Source organism: Mycolicibacterium holsaticum DSM 44478 = JCM 12374 (assembly GCF_019645835.1).
GTDB lineage: Bacteria > Actinomycetota > Actinomycetes > Mycobacteriales > Mycobacteriaceae > Mycobacterium > Mycobacterium holsaticum.
Genome location: NZ_CP080998.1, coordinates 2,519,685 through 2,539,973 on the forward strand (window position 1 = coordinate 2,519,685; position 20,289 = coordinate 2,539,973).

Sequence of the window (20,289 nt, forward strand, 5' to 3'; positions counted from 1 at the left end):
GCGCGATCAGCCTGCGCCCACCATTGGTCACAACAGTCGCAAAACCACTTGTACTGCCATGGATGTCATTTAGTCCAATTGCCGCATGGCACAGGACCAATGAGAGACCAGACTGTGACCCAACGGTGACTCCGGCGGCCGCAACCGCCGCCGCGAACAGGTAATAGGGCAAGATCGGAACCGTTCGGGAGGTCGTATGACAGGTTCGCGAATCGCAGTCGTGGGGGGCGGCATCGTCGGCGTCGCGGTGGCACGCGAAATCCTGCGCCGGCAGCCGGATTCGGCCGTGACGCTGTTTGAAAAGGAAGACCGGCTGGCCGCGCACCAGACCGGGCACAACTCCGGCGTCGTCCACGCCGGGCTGTACTACCAGCCCGGCTCCCACAAGGCGCTGCTGTGCCGCCGCGGTGTCACTCTGCTCGAGGAGTTCTGCGCCGAGCGTGACATCCGCCGGATCGGTTGCGGCAAGGTCCTCGTCGCGTTCGACGGCGCCGAACGCGCCCGGCTGGACGACATCGCGTCCCGGGCCCGCGCCAACGGGGTGCCGGGCGTGCGGATCATCGGTGCCGGGGAATTACGCGAACTCGAACCCCACGTCCGCGGGGTGGCCGCGCTGCACTCGCCGTCGACGTCGATCGTCGACTTCGCGGAGGTGACCGAGGCGCTGGCCGCCGACGCCGTGGCGGGCGGCGCGCAGATCCTGCTCGGGCACCGGGTCGTCGGCATGCAGACCGGACGTGACGAGGTGATCATCAGCGCGCGCCGCGGCGAAACCGTCCGGGATGGCGCCTTCGATCGTGTCGTGGTGTGCGCCGGACTGCACAGCGATCGCCTGGCTGCGCTGGTGGGTGACGGCGCCAACCCGGTGATCGTGCCGTTTCGCGGCGAGTACTACGCGCTGAAGCCGCAGCGGCGCAACCTAGTCAACGGGCTGGTGTATCCGGTGCCCGATCCCCGCTATCCGTTCCTCGGTGTGCACCTGACACCGCGGGTCGACGGCGAGGTGCTGATCGGGCCGAACGCCGTTCTGGCCCTGGCCCGGGAGGGCTACACGTGGCGCACGGTGTCGGTTCGCGACCTCGTCGACATCGCAGGCACGCCGGGCTTTTGGCGGTTCGCGCGCAGGCATTGGCGCACCGGGGCCCGGGAACTGTACGGGTCGGTGAACCGGCGCAGGTTCCTTTCCGCGGCGCGGGCCTATGTGCCCGACCTCGCCGACAGCGACGTGGTGGCCGGCGAGGCCGGAGTGCGGGCGCAGGCCCTCGACAGCGACGGCAGCCTGGTCGACGACTTCCGGCTCAGTTTCCGCGAGCGTGTCGTGATCGTGCGCAATGCGCCATCGCCTGCGGCGACGTCATCGCTGGCGATCGCCGAGCACATCGTTACGACGATCGAGAAGCCCGGTAGTAGGTGAGCCGTCCGGCCAGGCGCTGCCGGTGCGTGTCGACCTGGGTGCAGTCGAACCCCGCGCCGCGCAAGAGCTGCGGGATCCCATCGCCGAGGTTGCCCGCGATATGGGTGCTGCGGAGCATCCGCCGTGCCGCCCGCCCGTCACCGGCGCTCATCGGGCCGCCGACGTCGAGCAGATGCAGTCGGCCGCCGGGTCGCAACACCCGGAAAATCTCTGCTGCGGCTTGAGGTTTCACCTCGTCGTCGAGGTGGTGCCACATCATCGACGACAGCACCCTGTCGAACTGGCCGTCGGCATAGGGCAGATCCTGGGCGTAACCGCGGTCGAACCGGATCCCGGCCAAACCGCCGGCCTTGCGCCGGGCCCGGGTCAGGGCACGCGGATCGGGGTCAGCGCCGACCGCGTCGATACCTGGATGGCGGCGCCCCGCCCGGATAATGACATTGCCTGTACCGCAGCCTATTTCAAGTAACTGCTGACCGTCCTCAAGTTCAGCCTGCCGGATCAGTGCGTCGTAAGCTCTGCCCATGCCCAGCGCTCGGGTCAGCAGGTCATAGCACGGCAGCAAGGCGTCATGCCCTGCCGCGGGTAGATAGTCGTGACGGCCGTGCCCGATGCCAGGGATATGTGGACGATGTTCGGTCATGTCTTCATGCTCAGCCCAATGTTGCGAACATGGTTGGTCGATTCTCGGTGGTACTGGGACTATCTTTGGCACATGTCCGCGCAGACCCGGCTGGTGCGGCACCGCGGCGGGGTGCCGATGTACCGGTATCCGACCGGGCCCGACGCGGCGCCGGTGTCGGTGGCCTCGGCCGGGCCCGCCGATGTTCTCGAGCGCGGCCGTCATATCCACGACTTTCCGGCCCTGTGGTACGTGCCGTCGGCCCGCCTCGTCTATGTCGTGGCGGCCGGTGAGGTGGTCGACCCGAGCCGGATCGAGCGCTCCGACGACGGTGTCGCGGTCTTCTTCGACCCGGCCGCGCTGGGTGTTGACGAAAAGACGTCGTGGCCGGCGTGGCAGGGGCATCCGCTGCTGTTTCCGTTTCTGCACACCGAGGCCGGCGGGATGCTCGAACTGCGGCTCCCCCGTGACCGCCGCCCGGTGTGGGACGCCGCGATCGATTCGATCCGGACGGAGCTGACGGCGCGGCAGGACGGGTACCGGCAGGCCACGATCGCCCACCTGACGCTGCTGCTGATCGACCTTGCCCGCATCGCGGAGGACGTGGTGGGCCACCTGCGCTACCGCGGCGAGACCGTGCTCGCCGACGTGTTCGCGGTGATCGAACGGCGGCACGGCGAGCCGTTGTCGCTGCGGGACGTCGCGCGCGAGGTCGGCATGACGCCGGGTCATCTCACGACGATCGTGCGCCGCCGCACCGGGCGCACCGTCCAGGAGTGGATCACCGAACGCCGGATGGCCGAGAGCCGGCGGCTGCTGGCCGGCACCGACCTGCCGATCCAGCAGGTGGCCCGCCGCGTCGGGTTCGCCGACCCGGGATATTTCGCCCGGCTGTTCCGCCGTGCGCACGGCACGTCCCCGCGCAGGTGGCGGGGTCGGGCGGCTGATTACGCATCGCCGCCGTCGCACTCGCCGTAGGCTGATTTCATGGCCATCATCGAAGCGGATGCAGCGCCGCAGACACCGTTCGAGCGCGACGTCGCCGCCACCCAGAAATACTTCGACAGCCCGCGATTCGACGGGATCATCCGGCTCTACACGGCCCAGCAGGTCGTCGAGCAGCGCGGCACGATCCCGGCGGACTACATCGTCGCGCGGGAGGCGGCGACGGCGTTCTACGCCCGGCTGCGCGAGCTGTACGCCCAGAAGAAGAGCATCACCACCTTCGGCCCGTACTCGCCCGGGCAGGCGGTGGCGATGAAGCGGACCGGTATCGAGGGGATCTACCTCGGCGGCTGGGCGACCTCGGCCAAGGGCTCCACCACCGAGGACCCGGGTCCCGACCTGGCCAGCTATCCGCTGAGCCAGGTGCCCGAGGAGGCCGCGGGGCTGGTACGGGCCCTTCTGACCGCCGACCGCAACCAGCATTACCTGCGGCTGCAGATGACCAGCGAACAACGCGCCGCGACGCCGGCGACCGACTTCCGTCCGTTCATCATCGCCGACGCCGACACCGGCCACGGCGGAGATCCGCACGTGCGCAACCTGATTCGCCGCTTCGTGGAGGCCGGCGTGCCCGGATATCACATCGAAGACCAGCGCCCGGGCACCAAGAAGTGCGGTCACCAGGGCGGCAAGGTGCTGGTGCCGTCCGACGAACAGATCAAGCGGCTCAACACCGCGCGCTTCCAACTCGACGTGATGGGTGTGCCTGGCATCATCGTGGCCCGCACGGACGCCGAGGCGGCCAACCTGATCGACAGCCGTGCCGACGAGCGGGACCAGCCGTTCCTGCTCGGTGTCACCAACCTGAAAATCCCGTCGTACAAGTCCTGCTACCTGGCGATGATGCGGCGCTTCTACGAACTGGACGTCACCGAACTCAACGGCCACCTGCTCTACGCGCTGCCCGAGGGCGAGTACGAGGTCGCGGGCGCGTGGCTGCAGCACCACGGCATCGCCGACGCGGTCGCCGAGGCGGCGTCGAGGCACCGCGACGATCCGCAGCAGTCGCTCGATGCCCTGTTCGACAACGTGGAGTCGCAGTTCGTCGACGCCTGGCAGTTGGATGCCGGGCTGATGACGTACGGCGAGGCGGTGGCCGAACTGCTCGAATTCCGGGAGAGCGAAGGCGAACAGCTCGACATGAGCGTCGACGAGTGGCGCGAGTTCGCGACGCGGGCCCCGCTGTACACCGCGCGCGAGAAGGCCCGCGAGGTCGGCGCCGCCGTGGGTTGGGACTGTGAGCTGGCCAAGACGCCGGAGGGCTACTACCAGGTCCGCGGCGGCATCCCGTATGCGATCGCCAAGTCGCTGGCGGCTGCGCCGTTCGCCGACATTCTCTGGATGGAAACCAAGACGGCCGATCTCGCCGACGCGCGGGAGTTCGCCGAGGCGATTCACGCCGAGTTCCCCGACCAGATGCTGGCCTACAACCTGTCGCCCTCGTTCAACTGGGACACCACCGGCATGACCGACGACGAAATGCGGGCCTTCCCTGAGGAACTCGCCAAGATGGGGTTCGTCTTCAACTTCATCACCTACGGCGGCCATCAGGTCGACGGGGTGGCGTCCGAGGAGTTCGCGACCGCGCTCAAACAGGACGGGATGCTGGCGCTGGCACGGCTGCAGCGCAAGATGCGGCTGGTCGAATCGCCTTACCGCACACCGCAAACGCTGGTGGGTGGGCCGCGAAGCGACGCCGCGTTGGCTGCGTCGTCGGGCCGCACCGCGACCACGAAGGCCATGGGCAAGGGCTCTACACAGCACCAGCACCTGGTGCAGACCGAGGTGCCCAAGAAGCTGCTGGAGGAATGGCTGGCGCTGTGGAGCAAGCACTACCAACTCGGCGAGAAGCTGCGCGTGCAACTGCGTCCCACCCGGCCCGGCTCCGATGTGTTGGAACTCGGTATCTTCGGCGAGCGCGACGGCGGCGAGAGCGAGAAGCTGGCGAACGCGATCGTCGACCCGATCAAGGACCGGCACGGCCGCAGCATCCTGACCGTGCGCGATCAGAACACCTTCGCCGAGAAGCTGCGCCAGAAGCGTCTGATGGACATCATCCATCTGTGGCTGATCCACCGCTTCAAGGCCGAGGTGGTCTACTACGTCACCCCGACCGAGGACAACATCTATCAAACCGAGAAGATGAAGTCCCACGGCATCTTCCGCGACGTATACCAGGAGGTCGGCGAGATCATCGTCGCCGATGTCAACCAGCCGCGCATCGAGGAACTGCTGGCCCCGGACCGCGAAGCCCTGCAACGCCTCATCCGCAAGGAGGATCAGCCGGCGAGCTGATGCGGCTACGTCGAGCCGTCCGAGGATGGCGGCGGGTCGGCGGAGTCGGTGTTGTCCGACGCTGGTGCCGTCGGTCTTCGACTCGGTGGTCACCGAGTTCTCGGTCGGTGTCGGGTCATCCGTCATTTATTGTCGTCGCCGGCCTCCGGGTGGATCAATGTCGAATGGGAAGACCCAGCCCACATCCTCCTGCTTTCGTCGTTTCCAGCGCCCATTGGTGCGGGCATGCTGATGCCGGCGCCGTCGAATTGTTCGAGGCGCCACGATCTCTCGCGTCGGCGGGTCAGGCCGCCCGGTGTCCTGGGGGCGCCGGACCGCCGGGCTCGCTGGCTCCGGGGAATGACCGCGCGGCATCCGATTCGCCTTCGACGACCTGGTTGTCGTCGGAGGGCGCGGTATCCGACTGCGGGCCTGCAACCGGGGCGTTGGTGGGTTCGGTTGACGGTTGGTCTTCGGGTTCGTCGTCGGGCCGTAGGAGGCGTTCGGGTCGGTGGTAGTAGTTGAGTCGGGCTTGGCCGGTGTCCAGGTTGGATGGTGGGAGCCATTCGACTTCGCCGCGGTCGTTCATCCGGGTGGTCCAGCCGCCGTGGGTGTCGACGCTGCGGTTGTGCGGTCCGCAGGCCAGCCCGAGTTCGTCGACGTTGGTGTTGCCGCCGTCGGTCCAATCTGCCACCACGTGGTGGGCTTGACAACCGTATGCGCCGATGGTGCAGCACGGTTTGGTGCATCCGCCGTCGCGGGCGATCAGCATGATCCGCTGCGTCGGTGAGGCGGTGCGCTTGGCGCGGTACAGGTCCATCGCTGATCCGGTGGCTTTGTCGAACACCGCCAGGTAGTGGTTGGCGTGCGCGGCCAGCCGGATCACATCGGCGATCGGCATGAGGGTGCCGCCGCCGGTGGTGCCGACCCCGGCGCGAGATTCCAAGTCCTGCAGGGTGGTTCGGATGATGATCGACACGGGCAGCCCGTTGAGTTGGCCGAGTTCACCGCTCATCAACGCGATGCGCCCGACGGCGATCAGCGCATCGTGTTGGCGTTGGGCCAGGGTGCGGTGGTCGTTGTCGATCTGGGCTTGGGTCGGTGTGCCCGAGGTGCACGGTTGGGGATCGTCGGGGTTACACATGCCCGGTGCGGCGTACTTGGCGAAGATCGCCTCCCACACCGCCCACGCCTCGGGGGTCAGCATCGCGCGCAGTTCCACCATTCCGTCGGCGCCCTGTTTGGACTTTCTGACCCCACGCTTGCGGGCCCGGTCGACGTCGGTGGGTTCGGGCCCGTCTTGGTCGAGCAGAAACAACGTCAGGTCAGCGGTGTCGGTGAGTTCTTTGGGCCCGACTTTGACCGCGGTACGCACCAGGTCGACCTCGAACTGGTCGCGGGTGGCCGCATCCACCCAGCCCGGCAGCTTGGCCACCGATTTTCTGATGACCTCGACGTGTTCGGCGTTGATCAGCCCGTGGGCTTGAGCGGCGGCGGTGGCCGGTAACGCCGGCGGCAGCGACGGACCCGTCACCGACTGGCGCGGCGCCAACAGCTCGGCTTCGGTCAACCGCCGGTTCGCCTCGCTGGTCGAGATCCGATAGCGAACCCGCAGCACTTCTTTCCACGAGTGCGCACCCATCTCCGCCGGCGTCGTCTCGCACCGCAGACGCGCGAGCAAGCGGTGGCTGACCGTCGGCAGCTGACACGACAACGCTTCGACCTCATCAAGGGCGGTGAGCAGTTCAGGGCGGGTCAACAGGTCCAGATCGCACGCCGCCACCTCTTCATAGGCGGCGCGCAACCCGGCTAACGCTGCCTGCAGCCCGTTTCCCGCCATAGCTCGAACATACATTCGACATCCGACAAATCCGGCCTCGCCCGGCGGCGTTTGCTACTACGGGCCGGGCGGGGCCCAGTGCACCACCTTCATCATGGTCAGCTCGTCGAGCAGTTCGGGGCCGAATCCGAACCCGCTGCCGCTGGCCCGCCGGGGTTCGGACGCGCCGCCAGGTGCTCCCCCGAAGACGTCGTTGATCTTGACGGTGCCGACGGGCAGCACGCGCCAGGCCAGCTGCGCGTGGGCCATGTCGGCGGTCAGGACCGAGGCCGCCAAGCCGTAACGGTCCTCGGCCGCCTCGGCCAGCGCGGCCTCGAAGTCCGCGACCACCCGGACCGGCGCGACGGGGCCGAACGTCTCCTCGCAGAACAGCGCCATGTCCGGTGTGCAGTCGGTGAGCACGGTGGGCGGATAGAACGCGCCCTTGCCTGGGCGCGGTGCGCCACCGATCAACACCCGCGCACCTTTGGCCACCGCGTCGGCGACGTGGTCGTGCACGAGGCTGCGTTGTGCCCTGTCCACTAACGGGCCGATCCGGTCGCCCCACACGCGGGCTTCGGCGACCAACTCGTCGAGGAACGCGGCAGCGACGGACTCGACCACATAAAGCCGTTCCACCGAGACGCAAATCTGGCCGGCGTTGGCGAACGCACCCGTAGCGGCCTGCTTGGCCGCCCATCGCGGGTCCACGCCGGCGTCGACGATCAACGGATCGTTTCCACCGTTCTCCAGCACGGCCTTGGCGCCGCGCTCGGCGCAGGAACGCGCAATCGTCCGGCCGGTGGCGCTGCTGCCCACATGCGCCACGACGTCGACGTGCTCAGAGGAGGCCAACTGCGCGCCGAGTTCCCCGTCCCCGTCGACGATTTCGAGCACGCCCGGCGGCAATTGTTCGGCGATCAACTCGGCGAACCTGCGGCCGGTGCGTGGACAACGTTCGCTTGGCTTGTGCACCACGGTGTTTCCAGTCGCCAGCGCGGCGCCCAGCAGGCCGGCCGCCACGGCGACGGGATCGTTCCACGGCGTCAGCACCGCGACGACTCCACGCGGTTCGGGGATCATGAAGTCGGTTGCGCCCCAACCGCCTTGCAGGCTGCGACCGCCGTGTAACGGGCCGAGTTCGGCGTACTGCCCCAGGGTTCCAGCGCCTGCCGCGACACCGCCCGACGCGTCGTCGGCGAGCTTGCCGGTCTCGCGTTCGTTGAGATCGGCCAGTTCGTCGGCCGCGGCGCGGACGGCGGCTGCCGCGGCGGTCAGCGCGGCGGCGCGTTCGGCGGCCGGGGTGCACGACCAGGTGGGAAACGCCGCGCGGGCCCGGGCGATGGCGTCCTCACACGCGTCGCTGTCGGTGATGGGAATCCGGCTGACCGTGTCGCCGGTACGAGGGTCGAGAACCGTCAAATTCATGCTGGGTAACACAACACGGTGTTACCCGGCATAGAGTTCCTCGAACCGCCGGACCGAGCGTTCGATATCGCCCTTGACCGCACGCGCCGCCGCCGAACCGATCGGGCCGAACAACGGCGCGCCGCCCAGGTTGAGGGTCACCTTGAAGGCGCAACCGGATTTGGTCGGCGTGACTTTCATCGTCAGGCCGTACCTGGTGCCGCCCACGCCGTTGCCGGTCACTTCGAGCAGTTCAGGCGGGTCGAACTTCTTCACCGTCCAGGTCACCCGATTGCGCAGCCCCTTGGCGCCCGCCACACCGACCAGCGTTGTCCCGACAGACAATTCGGCGGGCAACTCCCCCCGCCAGCCCTCGTGCATGACCAGCCAGTCGCCCAGCGACCCCAGATCCGATGCGTGTGCCCAGGCATCCTGCGGGCTCAGCGCCAGTTCACGCGCCAACTCGAGTTTCGCCACGCTGGGATGCTAGCGCGCGTCGGCCTCACCGCGGACCAGGTAACCGCAGCACCAGCCGCGCACCGCCGAGCGGGCTGGCCTCCATGGTCGCGGTGCCGCCGTGGATCTCGGCCTGCTGGGCCACCAGCGCCAGCCCGAGACCCGAGCCCGACCTGGCCGCCGTCGACCCCCGCGAGAACCGCTGGAACACCGCCGCGCGTTCCTCCTCCGGAACACCGGCGCCGTTGTCGTCGACCGCGATCTCCACACCCTCGCCGGAAGTGACGGCGCTGAGCCGGATTTCGGTGGCGCCGCCGTGTTTGATCGCGTTCGTGATCGCATTGTCGATGACCAGGCGCAGCCCGGCGGGAAGCCCGACCATCAACACCGTGGTGGACGACGGCAGCGACACGTCGACGCCCGGGAAGTTTCGCCTCGCGTCGTGGGCGGCGCGGTCGAGCAGTTCGGTGATGTCGAAGGGCACGAAGTCGTCAGCCGTCGTCAACTCGCCCTGCGCGAGCCGCTCCAGTGCGGTGAGCGTCGCCTCGATCCGGGTCTGTGTGCGCATCACGTCGGCGATGACTTCTTCGCGCTGGTCGGGACGCATCTCGAGGGTGGACAACACCTCGAGGTTGGTGCGCATCGCCGTCAACGGGGTGCGCAGTTCGTGGGAGGCCACCGCGGCGAAGTCACGGGCCGACTCCAGCGCGGCTCGGGTGCGCTGCTGCTCGTCACCGATGCGCGCGAGCATGCCTTCGACCGCCTCGGCGATCTCCACCGCCTCCTGCACACCTCGCACTTGAACCTCGTCGGGCGCCGACTGCGCGTTGATGGCGCGGGCCTGCTGGGCCAGCAGCCGGAACGGGTTGATCATGATCGACCACATCACCGAGCCGACCAGCACGGTGCCCACGATCACGCCGGTGCAGATGAGCAGCACCCGCCGGTGCAGTTCGTCGATGCGGCGCTGGGTGTCGGCGAGCGGCGCGCCGACCGCGATGGACGCATCGCCTGCGGCGAAGGTGCGCACCCGGTACTCGACGCCGTCGATGGTGGTGTTGGTGTAGCCGACATCGAACTGTGGCAGCACGATGTCGGGCGGAACCGACACCGTCGCACCGTCCACCCGGGCGGTGCGCACCAGGCCGCCGCTGGGTACCAGGGCGACGGCGTCGTCCTGTTCGGCGGTGCGCAGCATCGCCCCGATGTCGCCGAGACTGCTCACCGAATCCAGTCGCCGGTCGAGCTGGCTGTACTGATCGTTGGTGACGCCGAACCACACCCAGGCGCCCAGCGTGATGACCAGCACGACCACCGAGAGTGCTGCCACGATGACGATGACCCGCAGCGACATCAGCCGCGTGAGCAGCCGGTACAGCCGGGCCCCGAGTGTCACGGTCATACCCTCCTGGGCAGTGCGGCGCGGATGAGCGGCGCGATCTTCTCGGCCATGTAGGCGTGTCCGGCGTCGGTGGGGTGCACGCCGTCGGCGCCGATGAGCTCGGGCCGTCCGACGAACCAGGCCGCGGCGATCGGGTCGACGAACGTCGCACCGGCCAACCCGGCCTGATATCCGAGGGTGTCGCGGATGCGCAGCACTTCACCGGGCGGGTTCGCGGTCGGCCACGCTGGACCGATCACCAGCAATTTGGCCGAAGGAGCGATCCGGCGGGCCAACTGAAAGGTGCCATACACCAGTATCGACAGCTGGGCGGGGTTGACGTTCATATCGTTTCGGGAGCCGAAGAAGAGCACCAGCGTGTCGTCGGGGTTTACCGTCGCGGCGGTCAGGTCCTCGAACACGCGGCCGTGGTTGCCGCGGGTGCCGTAACCCGCCCCGCCCTCGGCGCCGACGTCCGCGGTGGTGGGGATGCCCTGCTGGGCCAGCATCTGCCAGGCGCGGGTGGTCCAACCCTTCGCCCCCAGGCCGCCCTGGTCGCCGCCGGTGGTGTAGGAGTCGCTGATCACCGCAACGCGGTTCAGCGCGAAGTTCACCGCCACTATCCCTTTGTGGCTGACCGGTGTTGGCCGCTGGCAGCCCATGCCGACCAACAGCGCGAGCACGGCTACGACGGTGACCAGACGTCTCACCGCTACAGCGTATTGCGCGACCGCGTGAACCCTGATCACACCGCGCGGACAGAAACCGTCTTCGCCCGCTCTTCGCGGGGCGTGTGGATCGGCGCAAGGTTGCCCGGGACCGGCTCGGTGCGGGCTTCGCGGCTGCTTTTCATCATGCTGCGCATCCATCGGCGGGCCGGCTCCTCGACGAAGTGATACAGCAGCGCTGCGCCGGCGAATGCGACGCCGATGATCGTGAGCAGGGTCAGCTTGCCGTTGAGGTCGGCGAGCAAGCGCAGCTCGAACTGCTCGACCATCCAGTTCCACGTGGTGTGGACCAGTTCGTGCACCATGTACAGGCTGAACGAGATATGGCCGAGGTACACCATCGGCCGGATCGACAGCAGACCCGGCAGCGTTCCCGCACCGATGGCCAGCGTGAACACCAGCGGCACGAACAGCACGTCGACGAACCCGCTGGAGTCGTAGATCTTGGTCATCGGGTACGCGTCCAAGAGGTAGAGGATGCCGACGATCGCGGCGGCCAGCAGCACGGCCGCGTACCCAGCGCCGCGCCGGGCCCGATCGGACGGCTGCATCTTGCAGACCGCCGCGCACAGCAGCGCGCCCGCGGTGAACTGCATGACGATCCGCGGCAGCCAGCTCCACGGTGTGTAGAACTGGCCGGTCGCCATCAGCAGCAGGATTGGCGGCATTGCGGAGGCGACGGCCAGCAGGATCAGCCCGCGGGCCCTGGTCGCCCGGGCGATGCGGAATACGATCAGCACCAGTCCCCCGAACATCAGGTACGCCAACCACTCGGCGCTGATCGACCAGGCCGGCCCGTCCCAGCTCGAACCGTCGAAGAAGGGCTGGAACCACAACTGGACCAGCAGGAACTGCTTGATGTAGTTCATCGCCGTGAGCTGGTCCGCGGCCGGTGACGGCACATGCCCGATGTTGAGAGTGAAGATCATCCACAGCGCCGCCAGGTGCATCGTCACCAGGTAGACCGGCCACACCCGGGCCAGCCGAAGCCACAAAAACTGCAGCGTCGACCGCCATGACCAGGTGTTTCCCATCCGGTCGAGGTAGTTGTAGGTCAGCACGAAGCCGCTGAGGATGAAGAACAGGTCGACGCCCTGGGCGCCGCAGTCGAGCACCGGCGCCAGCGCCGAGCGGAAACCCGGCGCCGCCTGTTCCAGCAGCGGCCGGAAGTGAAACAGCACCACCCACACGGCAGCGACGATGCGCAGACCAGACAGTGCTCTGATCTCTGTCGTGCGCACAAAACTCTCTTCGCGAGGGACTGTTGGCGGTCGGGTCGGGCACGTTCATGCCGGGGTGCGGGTGGCTGGCCTCCGCGCCGGCACCGGACGGCAGCTTTGCAGATTACCAGCGCCGACCCCGTTATCGCGGGACGGAAACCCGGCGCGCCGGACGCGGTGAAGCTGAAAACGATTGGTAACCGGGGGTATTGGCGACCGCAGCAACCAGCGCGGGCGGCATGGCGTGATCTCACCGTCGGGCCAACACGTTGGGATGATCTCTTGACTCATTCCAGAAACGGCGGCATATTGGGCTTGTGCCTTCTACGCCGGATTACGCCGATCAGCTGCGAAGGGCTGACCTGCGCGTAACCCGTCCGCGGTTGGCGGTGCTCGAGGCGGTGTATGCACGTCCACACGCGGATACCGAGACGATCTTCGGCGCCGTCCGCGCGGTGCTGCCCGATGTCTCCCGGCAGGCCGTGTACGACGTGCTGGCCGCGCTGACGACGGCCGGTCTGGTGCGCAAGATTCAGCCGTCCGGTTCGGTCGCGCGGTACGAATCACGGGTCGGCGACAACCACCATCACATCGTCTGCCGGTCGTGCGGCGTCATCGCCGATGTCGACTGTGCCGTCGGGGACGCACCGTGTCTCACCCCGTCCGACGACGGCACGCTCGACGGCTTCGTGCTCGACGAAGCGGAGGTCATCTATTGGGGGCTGTGCCCTGACTGCTCGATTTCACATGTTTCGCGATCACAACCGTGATCACAGCCCGATAAACCCACCGGAAGGAATGTTGTGACATCCGACGCTCGCCCTCCCCATTCAGCGGAAAAAACTCAGAGCACCAGCGAGAGTGAAAACCCGGTCATTCCCTCACCGACGCCCAAGAGTCACGCTCCGCTCCGGAACCAGGACTGGTGGCCCAACCAGGTCGACGTCTCGGTGCTGCACGCCCAGGACGTGAAGGCCAACCCGTTGGGCGCCGACTTCAACTACCGCGAGGAAGTCAAGAAGCTCGACTTCGACGCGCTCAAGCGCGACCTCACCGAGCTGATGACCAACTCGCAGGACTGGTGGCCCGCCGACTACGGCAACTACGGTGGCCTGTTCATCCGCATGAGCTGGCACTCCGCGGGCACCTACCGCATCCACGACGGCCGCGGCGGCGGTGGCCAGGGCGCCCAGCGCTTTGCCCCGATCAACAGCTGGCCCGACAACAACGGTCTGGACAAGGCCCGCCGGTTGTTGTGGCCGATCAAGCAGAAGTATGGCCGCAAGCTGTCCTGGGCCGACCTGCTGGTGTTGGCGGGCAACGTCGCGCTGGAGTCGATGGGCTTCAAGACCGCCGGCTTCGCGTTCGGCCGCGAGGACATCTGGGAGCCAGAGGAGACCCTGTGGGGCTTCGAGGACACCTGGCTGGGCACCGACAAGCGCTACTCCGGTGAGCGTGACCTGGCCGAGCCGTTCGGCGCGACGACCATGGGTCTGATCTACGTCAACCCCGAGGGCCCGGAGGGCGAGCCCGACCCGATCAAGGCCGCGATCGACATCCGCGAGACGTTCGGCCGCATGGCGATGAACGACGAGGAGACCGCCGCGCTGATCGTCGGCGGCCACACCTTCGGCAAGACCCACGGCGCCGGGGACGCCAGCCTGGTCGGTCCCGAACCGGAGGCCGCGCCCATCGAACAGCAGGGGCTGGGCTGGAAGAGCTCCTACGGCTCGGGCAAGGGCGCCGACGCGGTGGTCAGCGGTCTCGAGGTGGTCTGGACGCCGACGCCGACCAAGTGGGACAACAGCTTCCTGGAGACCCTGTACGGCTATGAGTGGGAGCTGACCAAGAGCCCGGCCGGAGCCTGGCAGTACGTCGCCAAGGATGCCGGGGACGTGATCCCGGAACCGCACGACCCCACCAAGAAGCGCAAGCCGTACATGTTGGTGACCGACCTGTCGATGCGGCTCAGCCCGATCTACGCCGACATCACCCGGCGCTGGCTGAATCATCCCGAAGAACTCGCCGACGCGTTCGCCAAGGCATGGTTCAAGCTGCTGCACCGCGATATGGGTCCGGTGTCGCGTTACGTGGGTCCGTGGGTTCCCAGCGAGACCTACGTCTGGCAGGACCCGGTGCCCGCCGTCGACCACCAGCTGGTCGACGACGCCGACATCGCTGCGTTGAAGGCCAAGGTTCTCGACTCCGGCCTGTCGAGCACCCAGTTGATCAAGACGGCGTGGGCGTCGGCGGCCAGCTTCCGCGGCACCGACAAGCGGGGTGGCGCCAACGGTGCCCGGATCCGCCTTGAGCCGCAGAAGAACTGGGACGTCAACGAGCCCGCCGAGCTGGCCAAGGTACTGCCGGTGCTCGAGAAGATCCAGCAGGACTTCAACGGCTCCGCATCCGGCGGCAAGCAGATCTCGCTGGCCGACCTGATCGTGCTTGCCGGTTCGGCCGCTGTCGAAAAGGCCGCCAAGGACGCCGGATTCGACGTCACGGTGCCGTTCGCGCCGGGACGCGCCGACGCCACGCAGGAGCAGACCGACGTCGAGTCGTTCGCCGTCATCGAGCCGCGCGCCGACGGGTTCCGCAACTACATCCGGCCCAACGAGAAGACCCAGATCGAACGTCTTCTCGTGGATCGGGCGTACATGCTCAACCTGACCGCTCCGGAGATGACGGTGCTCATCGGGGGCCTGCGTGCGCTGGGCGCCAACTACGGTGGCAGCAAGCACGGCGTGCTCACCGACCGTCCCGGCGTGCTGACGAACGACTTCTTCGTCAACCTGCTCGACATGGGCACGGAGTGGAAGGGCGGACACGAGGAGAACGTCTACGAGGGTCGCGATCGTGCGTCGGGCGACGTCAAGTGGACGGCCACCGCCAACGACCTGGTGTTCGGTTCGCACTCGCAGTTGCGGGCGCTGGCCGAGGTCTACGCACAGGAAGACAGCAAGCAGAAGTTCGTGGACGACTTCGTGGCTGCCTGGGTCAAGGTGATGAACAACGATCGGTTCGACCTGCACCAGTAACACCGGTGCGTGACCGACAATAGATAGGTGCGACACCCCGCGAGCTCATCCGGCTCGCGGGGTGCCGTGCATTCCGGGCACCGTCCGTTCCTGCTGCTGTCGATCCGCGGCGAAGACGAGGCGGCCGACGACGAGTACCTGGCGGTGCTGCGTTTCGCCGGCCTGGACCCCGCCGGTCTGCAGCGGATCCGGTTGACCCACCAACCGTTGGGGCACATCGACCTCGCCGACTGGTCCGGCGTCATCCTGGGCGGTGGGCCCTACACCATCAGCGATCCCGCAGACACGAAATCCGCCGTGCAACAACGCGCCGAGGCGGAGTTGCTGACGCTGATCGAGCGCCTGGTCGAACAGGACTTTCCCTTCCTCGGATGTTGTTACGGCGTGGGCACCCTCGGCACCGTCATCGGCGCAACCATCGACCGGACATACCCCGAACCGGTCGGCGGAATGCGGATCACCGTCACCGCGGCCGGTCGCGACGATCCGCTGTTCGCCGATGTGCCGGACGCTTTCGACGCCTACGGTGGCCACAAAGAAGGTGTCAGCGAGCTCCCGCCGGGCGTCGTGTGCCTGGCGTCCTCCCCCGACTGTCCGGTTCAGGCCTTCCGCGTCGGCCAGAACGTCTACGCCACGCAGTTCCATCCCGAACTGGACATCGACGGGATCTTCACCCGCATCAACGTCTACAAAAACCACGGCTACTTCGCGCCGGAATCGGCAGAGGCACTGAAAGAAGCTGCGCGGCAATGGGATGTCCGACATCCACCGACTATACTTCGGCGGTTCTCCGAAAGGTACCGACAATAGCCATGATGCTCGCAAAGCCGCTCGAATTACCCTGCGGCGCAGTGTTGCCGAACCGTGTGGCGAAGGCGGCGATGAGCGAGCAACTCGCGACGCTGTCAGGCAGTCCCACACGTGCGCACCTGCGGCTGTATGAAAAATGGGCACGCAGTGGATGCGGCCTGGTGATCACCGGCAACGTGATCGTCGACCGCGGCGCCGTCTCCGAGCCACGCCAGGTGGTCGTGGAGGATGACCGCGACATCGAGGTGCTGAGTGCCTGGGCGGTCGCCGCCCGGTCCGGCGGCGCGCACTGCTGGATGCAGCTCAACCACGCCGGTCGCCAGATACCACGCACGTTGTCCACCCGCCCGGTTGCGCCGTCCGCACAGGAAATGACAAGCCTGCGAGGCGGGTTCGCGCGGCCGCGGCCACTGACCGCTTCTGAGATCGATGCGCTGATAGGCCGGTTCGCCCGCAGCGCGCAGATCGCGGTGAAGGCCGGTTTTGACGGGGTGCAGATCCATGCCGCCCACGGGTACCTCATCTCGCAGTTCCTGTCGCCGCTGACCAACCGGCGAGACGACGCGTGGGGTGGTGACCCCGCGCGGCGACGACGCTTCCTGCTGGCCGTCGTCGAAGCGGTTCGCGGTGCGGTCGGCGCCGGGGTCGCGGTGGCGGTCAAGCTGAACAGTTCGGATTTCCAGCGCGGCGGTTTCGACGAGGGCGAGTCGATGGCAGTCGTCGACAGCCTCGGTGATGTGGGCGTGGACCTGCTGGAGATATCGGGCGGCACGTTTGAGGCGACCGCGATGATGACCGGTGCGCCCGAGTCGACCCGAACGCGGGAAGCGTACTTTCTCGACTACGCAGAGCGTGTCCGTGCGCGTGCCCGCATGCCGCTGATGCTGACCGGCGGCCTGCGCAGCGCCGCGGCGATGGAGACAGCCGTGCGCTCGGGTGCCATCGACGTGTGCGGCCTGGGCCGACCCCTGGTCCTCGAACCAGACCTCGCGCAGCGCTTGCTGGCCGGCGAAGGTGCGGTCAGCACGGCGTCACCGCGACGTGTTCGCATCCCGAGGCTGGCCGGGGCGGGCGAAACCATCTGGTACACCGAGCAGATCCACCGCATCGGCCGGGGACGCTCCCCCAGGCCCGGTCGCAGCGCGGAGGCCGCGATGGCGAAGTATCTGCTGGCAAGTACGTGCGACGCACTGGCGCGTCGCGCCGTCGTCCGTTAGTGATCGGCGTCGGCGGGGAATGTCTGTGCCCATGAAGGCTGTCGAATACGCTCCCGGTCGGCTCGTCGATCTGTGGGAGGAGAATCCCCAACGCACCGTTCTCATGTGGCACGGTGCCCAGACCGACGCCCGTGCCACCATGGGACCGCTCGCCGAACGGGTGGCGGCCCACGGCTTCTCGGTGCTGGTACCCGACTGGAATTCACAGGCCCACGACCGCGGTCATGCCGATCTGCTGGGCTCGCTTGATTTTGCGCGGTCCCGCAGTGCCGATCCCGACGCGATGCTGCTCGTCGGGTGGTCGCTGGGTGGGCTGGCGGCAGCGGGCGCCACGCTGCACGCCGGTGAGCTCGGTGTCCGGTTCGCGCACACCGTTTGTCTGGCCGGTGCGTTCGTCGTCGCCGACCCGGTGTCGGGCGAGCCGCTGCCCACCGACCTCACGGGCCTTGCGCGCTCCCCTGTCACGTTGTTGCACGGTGTCGGGGACCACGTCGTTCCGGTGACCGTCAGCCGAGACTTCGCCGCGACGCTGCGGGCCAACGACTGGCCCGTCGAGCTGGTGGAACTCGACACCGACCACGCGGCGATCGCCGGCGCGGCACACGACCCCGTTGCCGACCGCTATGTGCCCGCCGAGGATCCACAGGCGCTGGCCGTCGCCGACGATGTGGCGGCCCGAATCGCCGCCGTCGCTTCGTAATCTGGTCCTTGACCTCAACAATGGTTGAGGATGCAGGGTGGGGTCATGGTTACTTCAACGCACACCTTGACCCAGATCCGCGACGACCTTTTCGAAACCCGGATGGATTCGCCGTTTCCCGGGCTGACCACGCACGCCTACCTGTGGCGGCGGTCGACGGGCAACGTGCTGTTCTACAACCCCGCCAGCGACGCCGACTTCGATGCGATCGACGCGCTCGGGGGCGTGAGCGCGCAATACCTGTCGCATCAGGACGAGGCCGGGCCCAACCTGGCGCGGATCGCCGAGCGGTTCGGCCGTCGATTGCATGCGCCCGCCGCGGAGGTGGAGGTGATCTCCGAGCACGGGCACGTCGACGTGACGCTGGGTGATGAGCGGCACGTCGACGCCAACGGTGTGGAAGTCCTTCCCACGCCGGGACATTCGCCGGGCAGCACCTGCTATCTGGTCACCGGGGTCGGCGGCGAAAGGTACCTGTTCACCGGCGACACCATGTTCCCCACCGAAGCGGGCACATGGTCGACGTTCGTGGTGCCCGAGCGCGGTGAGACCGACGCCCTTAGGGCCAGCCTCGAGCTGCTGGCCGGAGTCGAACCGGATCTCGTGATCTCCAGCGCGTTCGGTGGTCCGACCGCGATCGAGGTGGTCGATTCGGCGCGCTGGACGCAGTGCATCCAGGAGGCGTTGGCCAGCCTGCCGGCCTAGGACTCGCCGGTTCCGGTGTCGTGCCAGATCCACCAGTCGTAGGGCGGAGTCTGCGGATAGCCCTCGGGAGAATCCTCCCAGTTCTCCTGTCGACCAAGCGCGGTCATGTCGAGAAGATTCCACGTGTTCACGAACACCTCGTCGCCCCTGCCGGAGATGGAGTAGGTGCGGAACACACGGTCGCTGTCGTCACGAATGAACGCGTTGGTGGCGTGGTACTCGTCGCACCCGAGATCCTTGTCGAAGTCGTCGGTGATCGTGAACCACGGGTGCCGCCAGCCCATCTTGGACTTCATCCGCTCGAGCTCGGACTGCGATGCGCGAGAAACGTACACGAACGTGGTGTCACGCGCGTTGAGGTGCGTGAGATTGGGCACATGGTCGGCATCAAAGAACAACCCACGCAGCCGTGTTCGGGCCAGTCGCCGGTGCCAGGCTCGATGAACGCGCGATAGACGATCAGCTGGCGGCGACCATCGAACAAGTCGACGAGGCTCACCGTGCCGTCGGGCCCGTCGAACAGGTACTGCTTGTCCACGGCCACCCACGGCATCCTGCGTCGCCTCGCGGCGAGCGCATCCCGGGCCCGCTGCACTTCTTTCTCCTGGACGAGCATCTCCTGCAGGGCGCTCTCCCACTCCTGCGCGGACACGATCGGTGGTGCCTTCATTTCCACCTCCTCCCTTCTTCTTTCGGTGCTATGACACTTCGAGTGCCGTCTTGAGGTTGGACAGCTTCCACGGCCAGCCACCGGAAATGAGCTCGCGGACAGTGCTTTCCGGCGGGAAGTTGTCGTGAATGACGGTCAGCTTCACCTGGTCGTCATCAGCAGGCTCGATCTCGAACGTCACCTTGGAGCGCTGCTCCTTGGCGGCCTTGGCGATGACGTCTTCATCCAGGCCCAACGTCGTCAGTTCCGGTACGAACGTGTGAAAGGTGAATGCGAGCCGTCGGTATGGCTCGGATTCGAGGATGAGCTGATCGGGGTGCTCGATCTCCAGATCGCGATCCGCCCATACGTAGGTCGAGCCCTTCTCGAAATCCGACACCAAGGCATGGCCCATATACCGGTGCGAGAATGCCGGGTCGGTGATCGCCTGCCACAGCCGCTCTGGGGTGGTTCGGATGTAGGTCGTGTAGACGAATTCGGCGCTGTCCATGGGTTGGGTCTCCAATGCTGTCTTGAGGTCGGCGAGGGTCTGGACCCGGGCACGGTCGTATTGGTTGATCCAGCGGTCGGCGATGGCGTTGATCGGTTCGGCGTTGAGGTAGTGCAGCTTCTCGCGACCCCGCCACACGGTGGTGATCAGGTTGGCGTCCTCGAGCACCGTCAGGTGCTTGCTGACGGACTGCCGTGCCATTGACAGGCCCGCACACAGATCCCGCAGGCTCTGCCCGTTTCGTGCGTTGAGGCTGTCCAGCAGGATGCGTCGGCTGGGGTCAGCCAGCGCCTTGAATACCTCGTCGATCGCGGTCATATGCATTCGCGCAGCCGT

The 20,289-nt window shown here is 67.2% G+C and carries 17 protein-coding genes and 1 pseudogene; 9 read left to right on the top strand and 9 right to left on the bottom strand.

Going from position 1 to position 20,289, the window contains the following annotated elements; all coding sequences use genetic code 11:
• Positions 1-196 precede the first annotated feature (196 nt).
• Entirely contained in the window at positions 197-1,414 is a 1,218-nt protein-coding gene (gene lhgO / locus K3U96_RS12130; RefSeq protein WP_220693159.1) for an L-2-hydroxyglutarate dehydrogenase, read from the top strand.
• Here lhgO and K3U96_RS12135 read toward each other — a convergent pair.
• The gene (locus tag K3U96_RS12135) at positions 1,383-2,057 is read right to left on the bottom strand and encodes a class I SAM-dependent methyltransferase (RefSeq protein ID WP_220693160.1); all 675 of its coding nucleotides are present in this window, start codon (positions 2,055-2,057) and stop codon (positions 1,383-1,385) included. The two genes, lhgO and K3U96_RS12135, sit on opposite strands and share 32 nt — an antisense overlap.
• 72 nt (positions 2,058-2,129) lie before the next feature.
• Here K3U96_RS12135 and K3U96_RS12140 point away from each other — a divergent pair, with 72 nt between their 5' ends.
• Together K3U96_RS12140 and aceA are read left to right on the top strand one after the other, a co-directional pair.
• Positions 2,130-3,014 carry a helix-turn-helix transcriptional regulator gene (locus K3U96_RS12140; RefSeq protein WP_069406614.1) on the top strand — a complete coding sequence of 295 codons (885 nt, stop codon included), beginning with the start codon at positions 2,130-2,132 and terminating at the stop codon, positions 3,012-3,014.
• 9 nt (positions 3,015-3,023) lie between these two features.
• Positions 3,024-5,336, top strand: a complete 2,313-nt coding sequence (gene aceA, locus K3U96_RS12145; RefSeq protein WP_220693161.1) for an isocitrate lyase ICL2 — start codon at positions 3,024-3,026, stop codon at positions 5,334-5,336.
• Positions 5,337-5,619: 283 nt separating this feature from the next.
• Here aceA and K3U96_RS12150 read toward each other — a convergent pair whose 3' ends face one another.
• Genes K3U96_RS12150 through K3U96_RS12175 form a run of 6 tightly spaced genes read right to left on the bottom strand, consistent with a single transcriptional unit; the run spans position 5,620 to position 12,347 of the window.
• Positions 5,620-7,170, bottom strand: coding sequence for an HNH endonuclease signature motif containing protein (locus tag K3U96_RS12150; protein WP_220693162.1), 1,551 nt, complete (start codon positions 7,168-7,170; stop codon positions 5,620-5,622).
• A gap of 42 nt (positions 7,171-7,212) precedes the next feature.
• The gene (locus K3U96_RS12155; protein WP_220693163.1) at positions 7,213-8,562 is read right to left on the bottom strand and encodes an aldehyde dehydrogenase family protein; all 1,350 of its coding nucleotides are present in this window, start codon (positions 8,560-8,562) and stop codon (positions 7,213-7,215) included.
• Positions 8,563-8,583: 21 nt separating this feature from the next.
• Positions 8,584-9,018, bottom strand: coding sequence for a type II toxin-antitoxin system Rv0910 family toxin (locus K3U96_RS12160; protein WP_220693164.1), 435 nt, complete (start codon positions 9,016-9,018; stop codon positions 8,584-8,586).
• Positions 9,019-9,043: 25 nt separating this feature from the next.
• Complete coding sequence (locus K3U96_RS12165) at positions 9,044-10,399, bottom strand: sensor histidine kinase (RefSeq protein ID WP_220693165.1); 1,356 nt, start codon at positions 10,397-10,399, stop codon at positions 9,044-9,046.
• Positions 10,396-11,088, bottom strand: a complete 693-nt coding sequence (locus K3U96_RS12170; protein ID WP_069406620.1) for an Rv0518 family GDSL lipase — start codon at positions 11,086-11,088, stop codon at positions 10,396-10,398. The genes K3U96_RS12165 and K3U96_RS12170 overlap by 4 nt, the downstream gene beginning before the upstream one ends.
• Positions 11,089-11,123: 35 nt before the next feature.
• Positions 11,124-12,347 (bottom strand): acyltransferase family protein, encoded by a 1,224-nt coding sequence (locus tag K3U96_RS12175; protein WP_220693166.1) that lies wholly within the window; start codon positions 12,345-12,347, stop codon positions 11,124-11,126.
• A 296-nt stretch (positions 12,348-12,643) separates the two neighbouring features.
• Here K3U96_RS12175 and K3U96_RS12180 point away from each other — a divergent pair, with 296 nt between their 5' ends.
• The 6 genes from K3U96_RS12180 to K3U96_RS12205 are packed head-to-tail and all read left to right on the top strand — an operon-like array spanning position 12,644 to position 18,793.
• The gene (locus tag K3U96_RS12180; protein ID WP_220693167.1) at positions 12,644-13,096 is read left to right on the top strand and encodes a Fur family transcriptional regulator; all 453 of its coding nucleotides are present in this window, start codon (positions 12,644-12,646) and stop codon (positions 13,094-13,096) included.
• A 33-nt stretch (positions 13,097-13,129) separates the two neighbouring features.
• Positions 13,130-15,361, top strand: a complete 2,232-nt coding sequence (katG, locus tag K3U96_RS12185) for a catalase/peroxidase HPI (RefSeq protein ID WP_220693168.1) — start codon at positions 13,130-13,132, stop codon at positions 15,359-15,361.
• A gap of 27 nt (positions 15,362-15,388) precedes the next feature.
• On the top strand, positions 15,389-16,171 hold the full coding sequence (locus tag K3U96_RS12190) for a glutamine amidotransferase (protein WP_220693169.1): 783 nt from the start codon (positions 15,389-15,391) through the stop codon (positions 16,169-16,171).
• A gap of 5 nt (positions 16,172-16,176) precedes the next feature.
• Entirely contained in the window at positions 16,177-17,388 is a 1,212-nt protein-coding gene (locus tag K3U96_RS12195; RefSeq protein ID WP_268928480.1) for an NADH:flavin oxidoreductase/NADH oxidase family protein, read from the top strand.
• 31 nt (positions 17,389-17,419) lie between these two features.
• Complete coding sequence (locus tag K3U96_RS12200; RefSeq protein WP_220693171.1) at positions 17,420-18,088, top strand: alpha/beta hydrolase family protein; 669 nt, start codon at positions 17,420-17,422, stop codon at positions 18,086-18,088.
• A gap of 45 nt (positions 18,089-18,133) precedes the next feature.
• On the top strand, positions 18,134-18,793 hold the full coding sequence (locus tag K3U96_RS12205; RefSeq protein WP_220693172.1) for an MBL fold metallo-hydrolase: 660 nt from the start codon (positions 18,134-18,136) through the stop codon (positions 18,791-18,793).
• Here K3U96_RS12205 and K3U96_RS12210 read toward each other — a convergent pair.
• Together K3U96_RS12210 and K3U96_RS12215 are read right to left on the bottom strand one after the other, a co-directional pair.
• A pseudogene (locus K3U96_RS12210) lies at positions 18,790-19,463 on the bottom strand (DUF899 family protein). The gene K3U96_RS12205 and the pseudogene K3U96_RS12210 overlap by 4 nt on opposite strands.
• 28 nt (positions 19,464-19,491) lie before the next feature.
• Positions 19,492-20,271 carry an ArsR/SmtB family transcription factor gene (locus K3U96_RS12215; protein ID WP_230982438.1) on the bottom strand — a complete coding sequence of 260 codons (780 nt, stop codon included), beginning with the start codon at positions 20,269-20,271 and terminating at the stop codon, positions 19,492-19,494.
• Positions 20,272-20,289 lie beyond the last annotated feature (18 nt).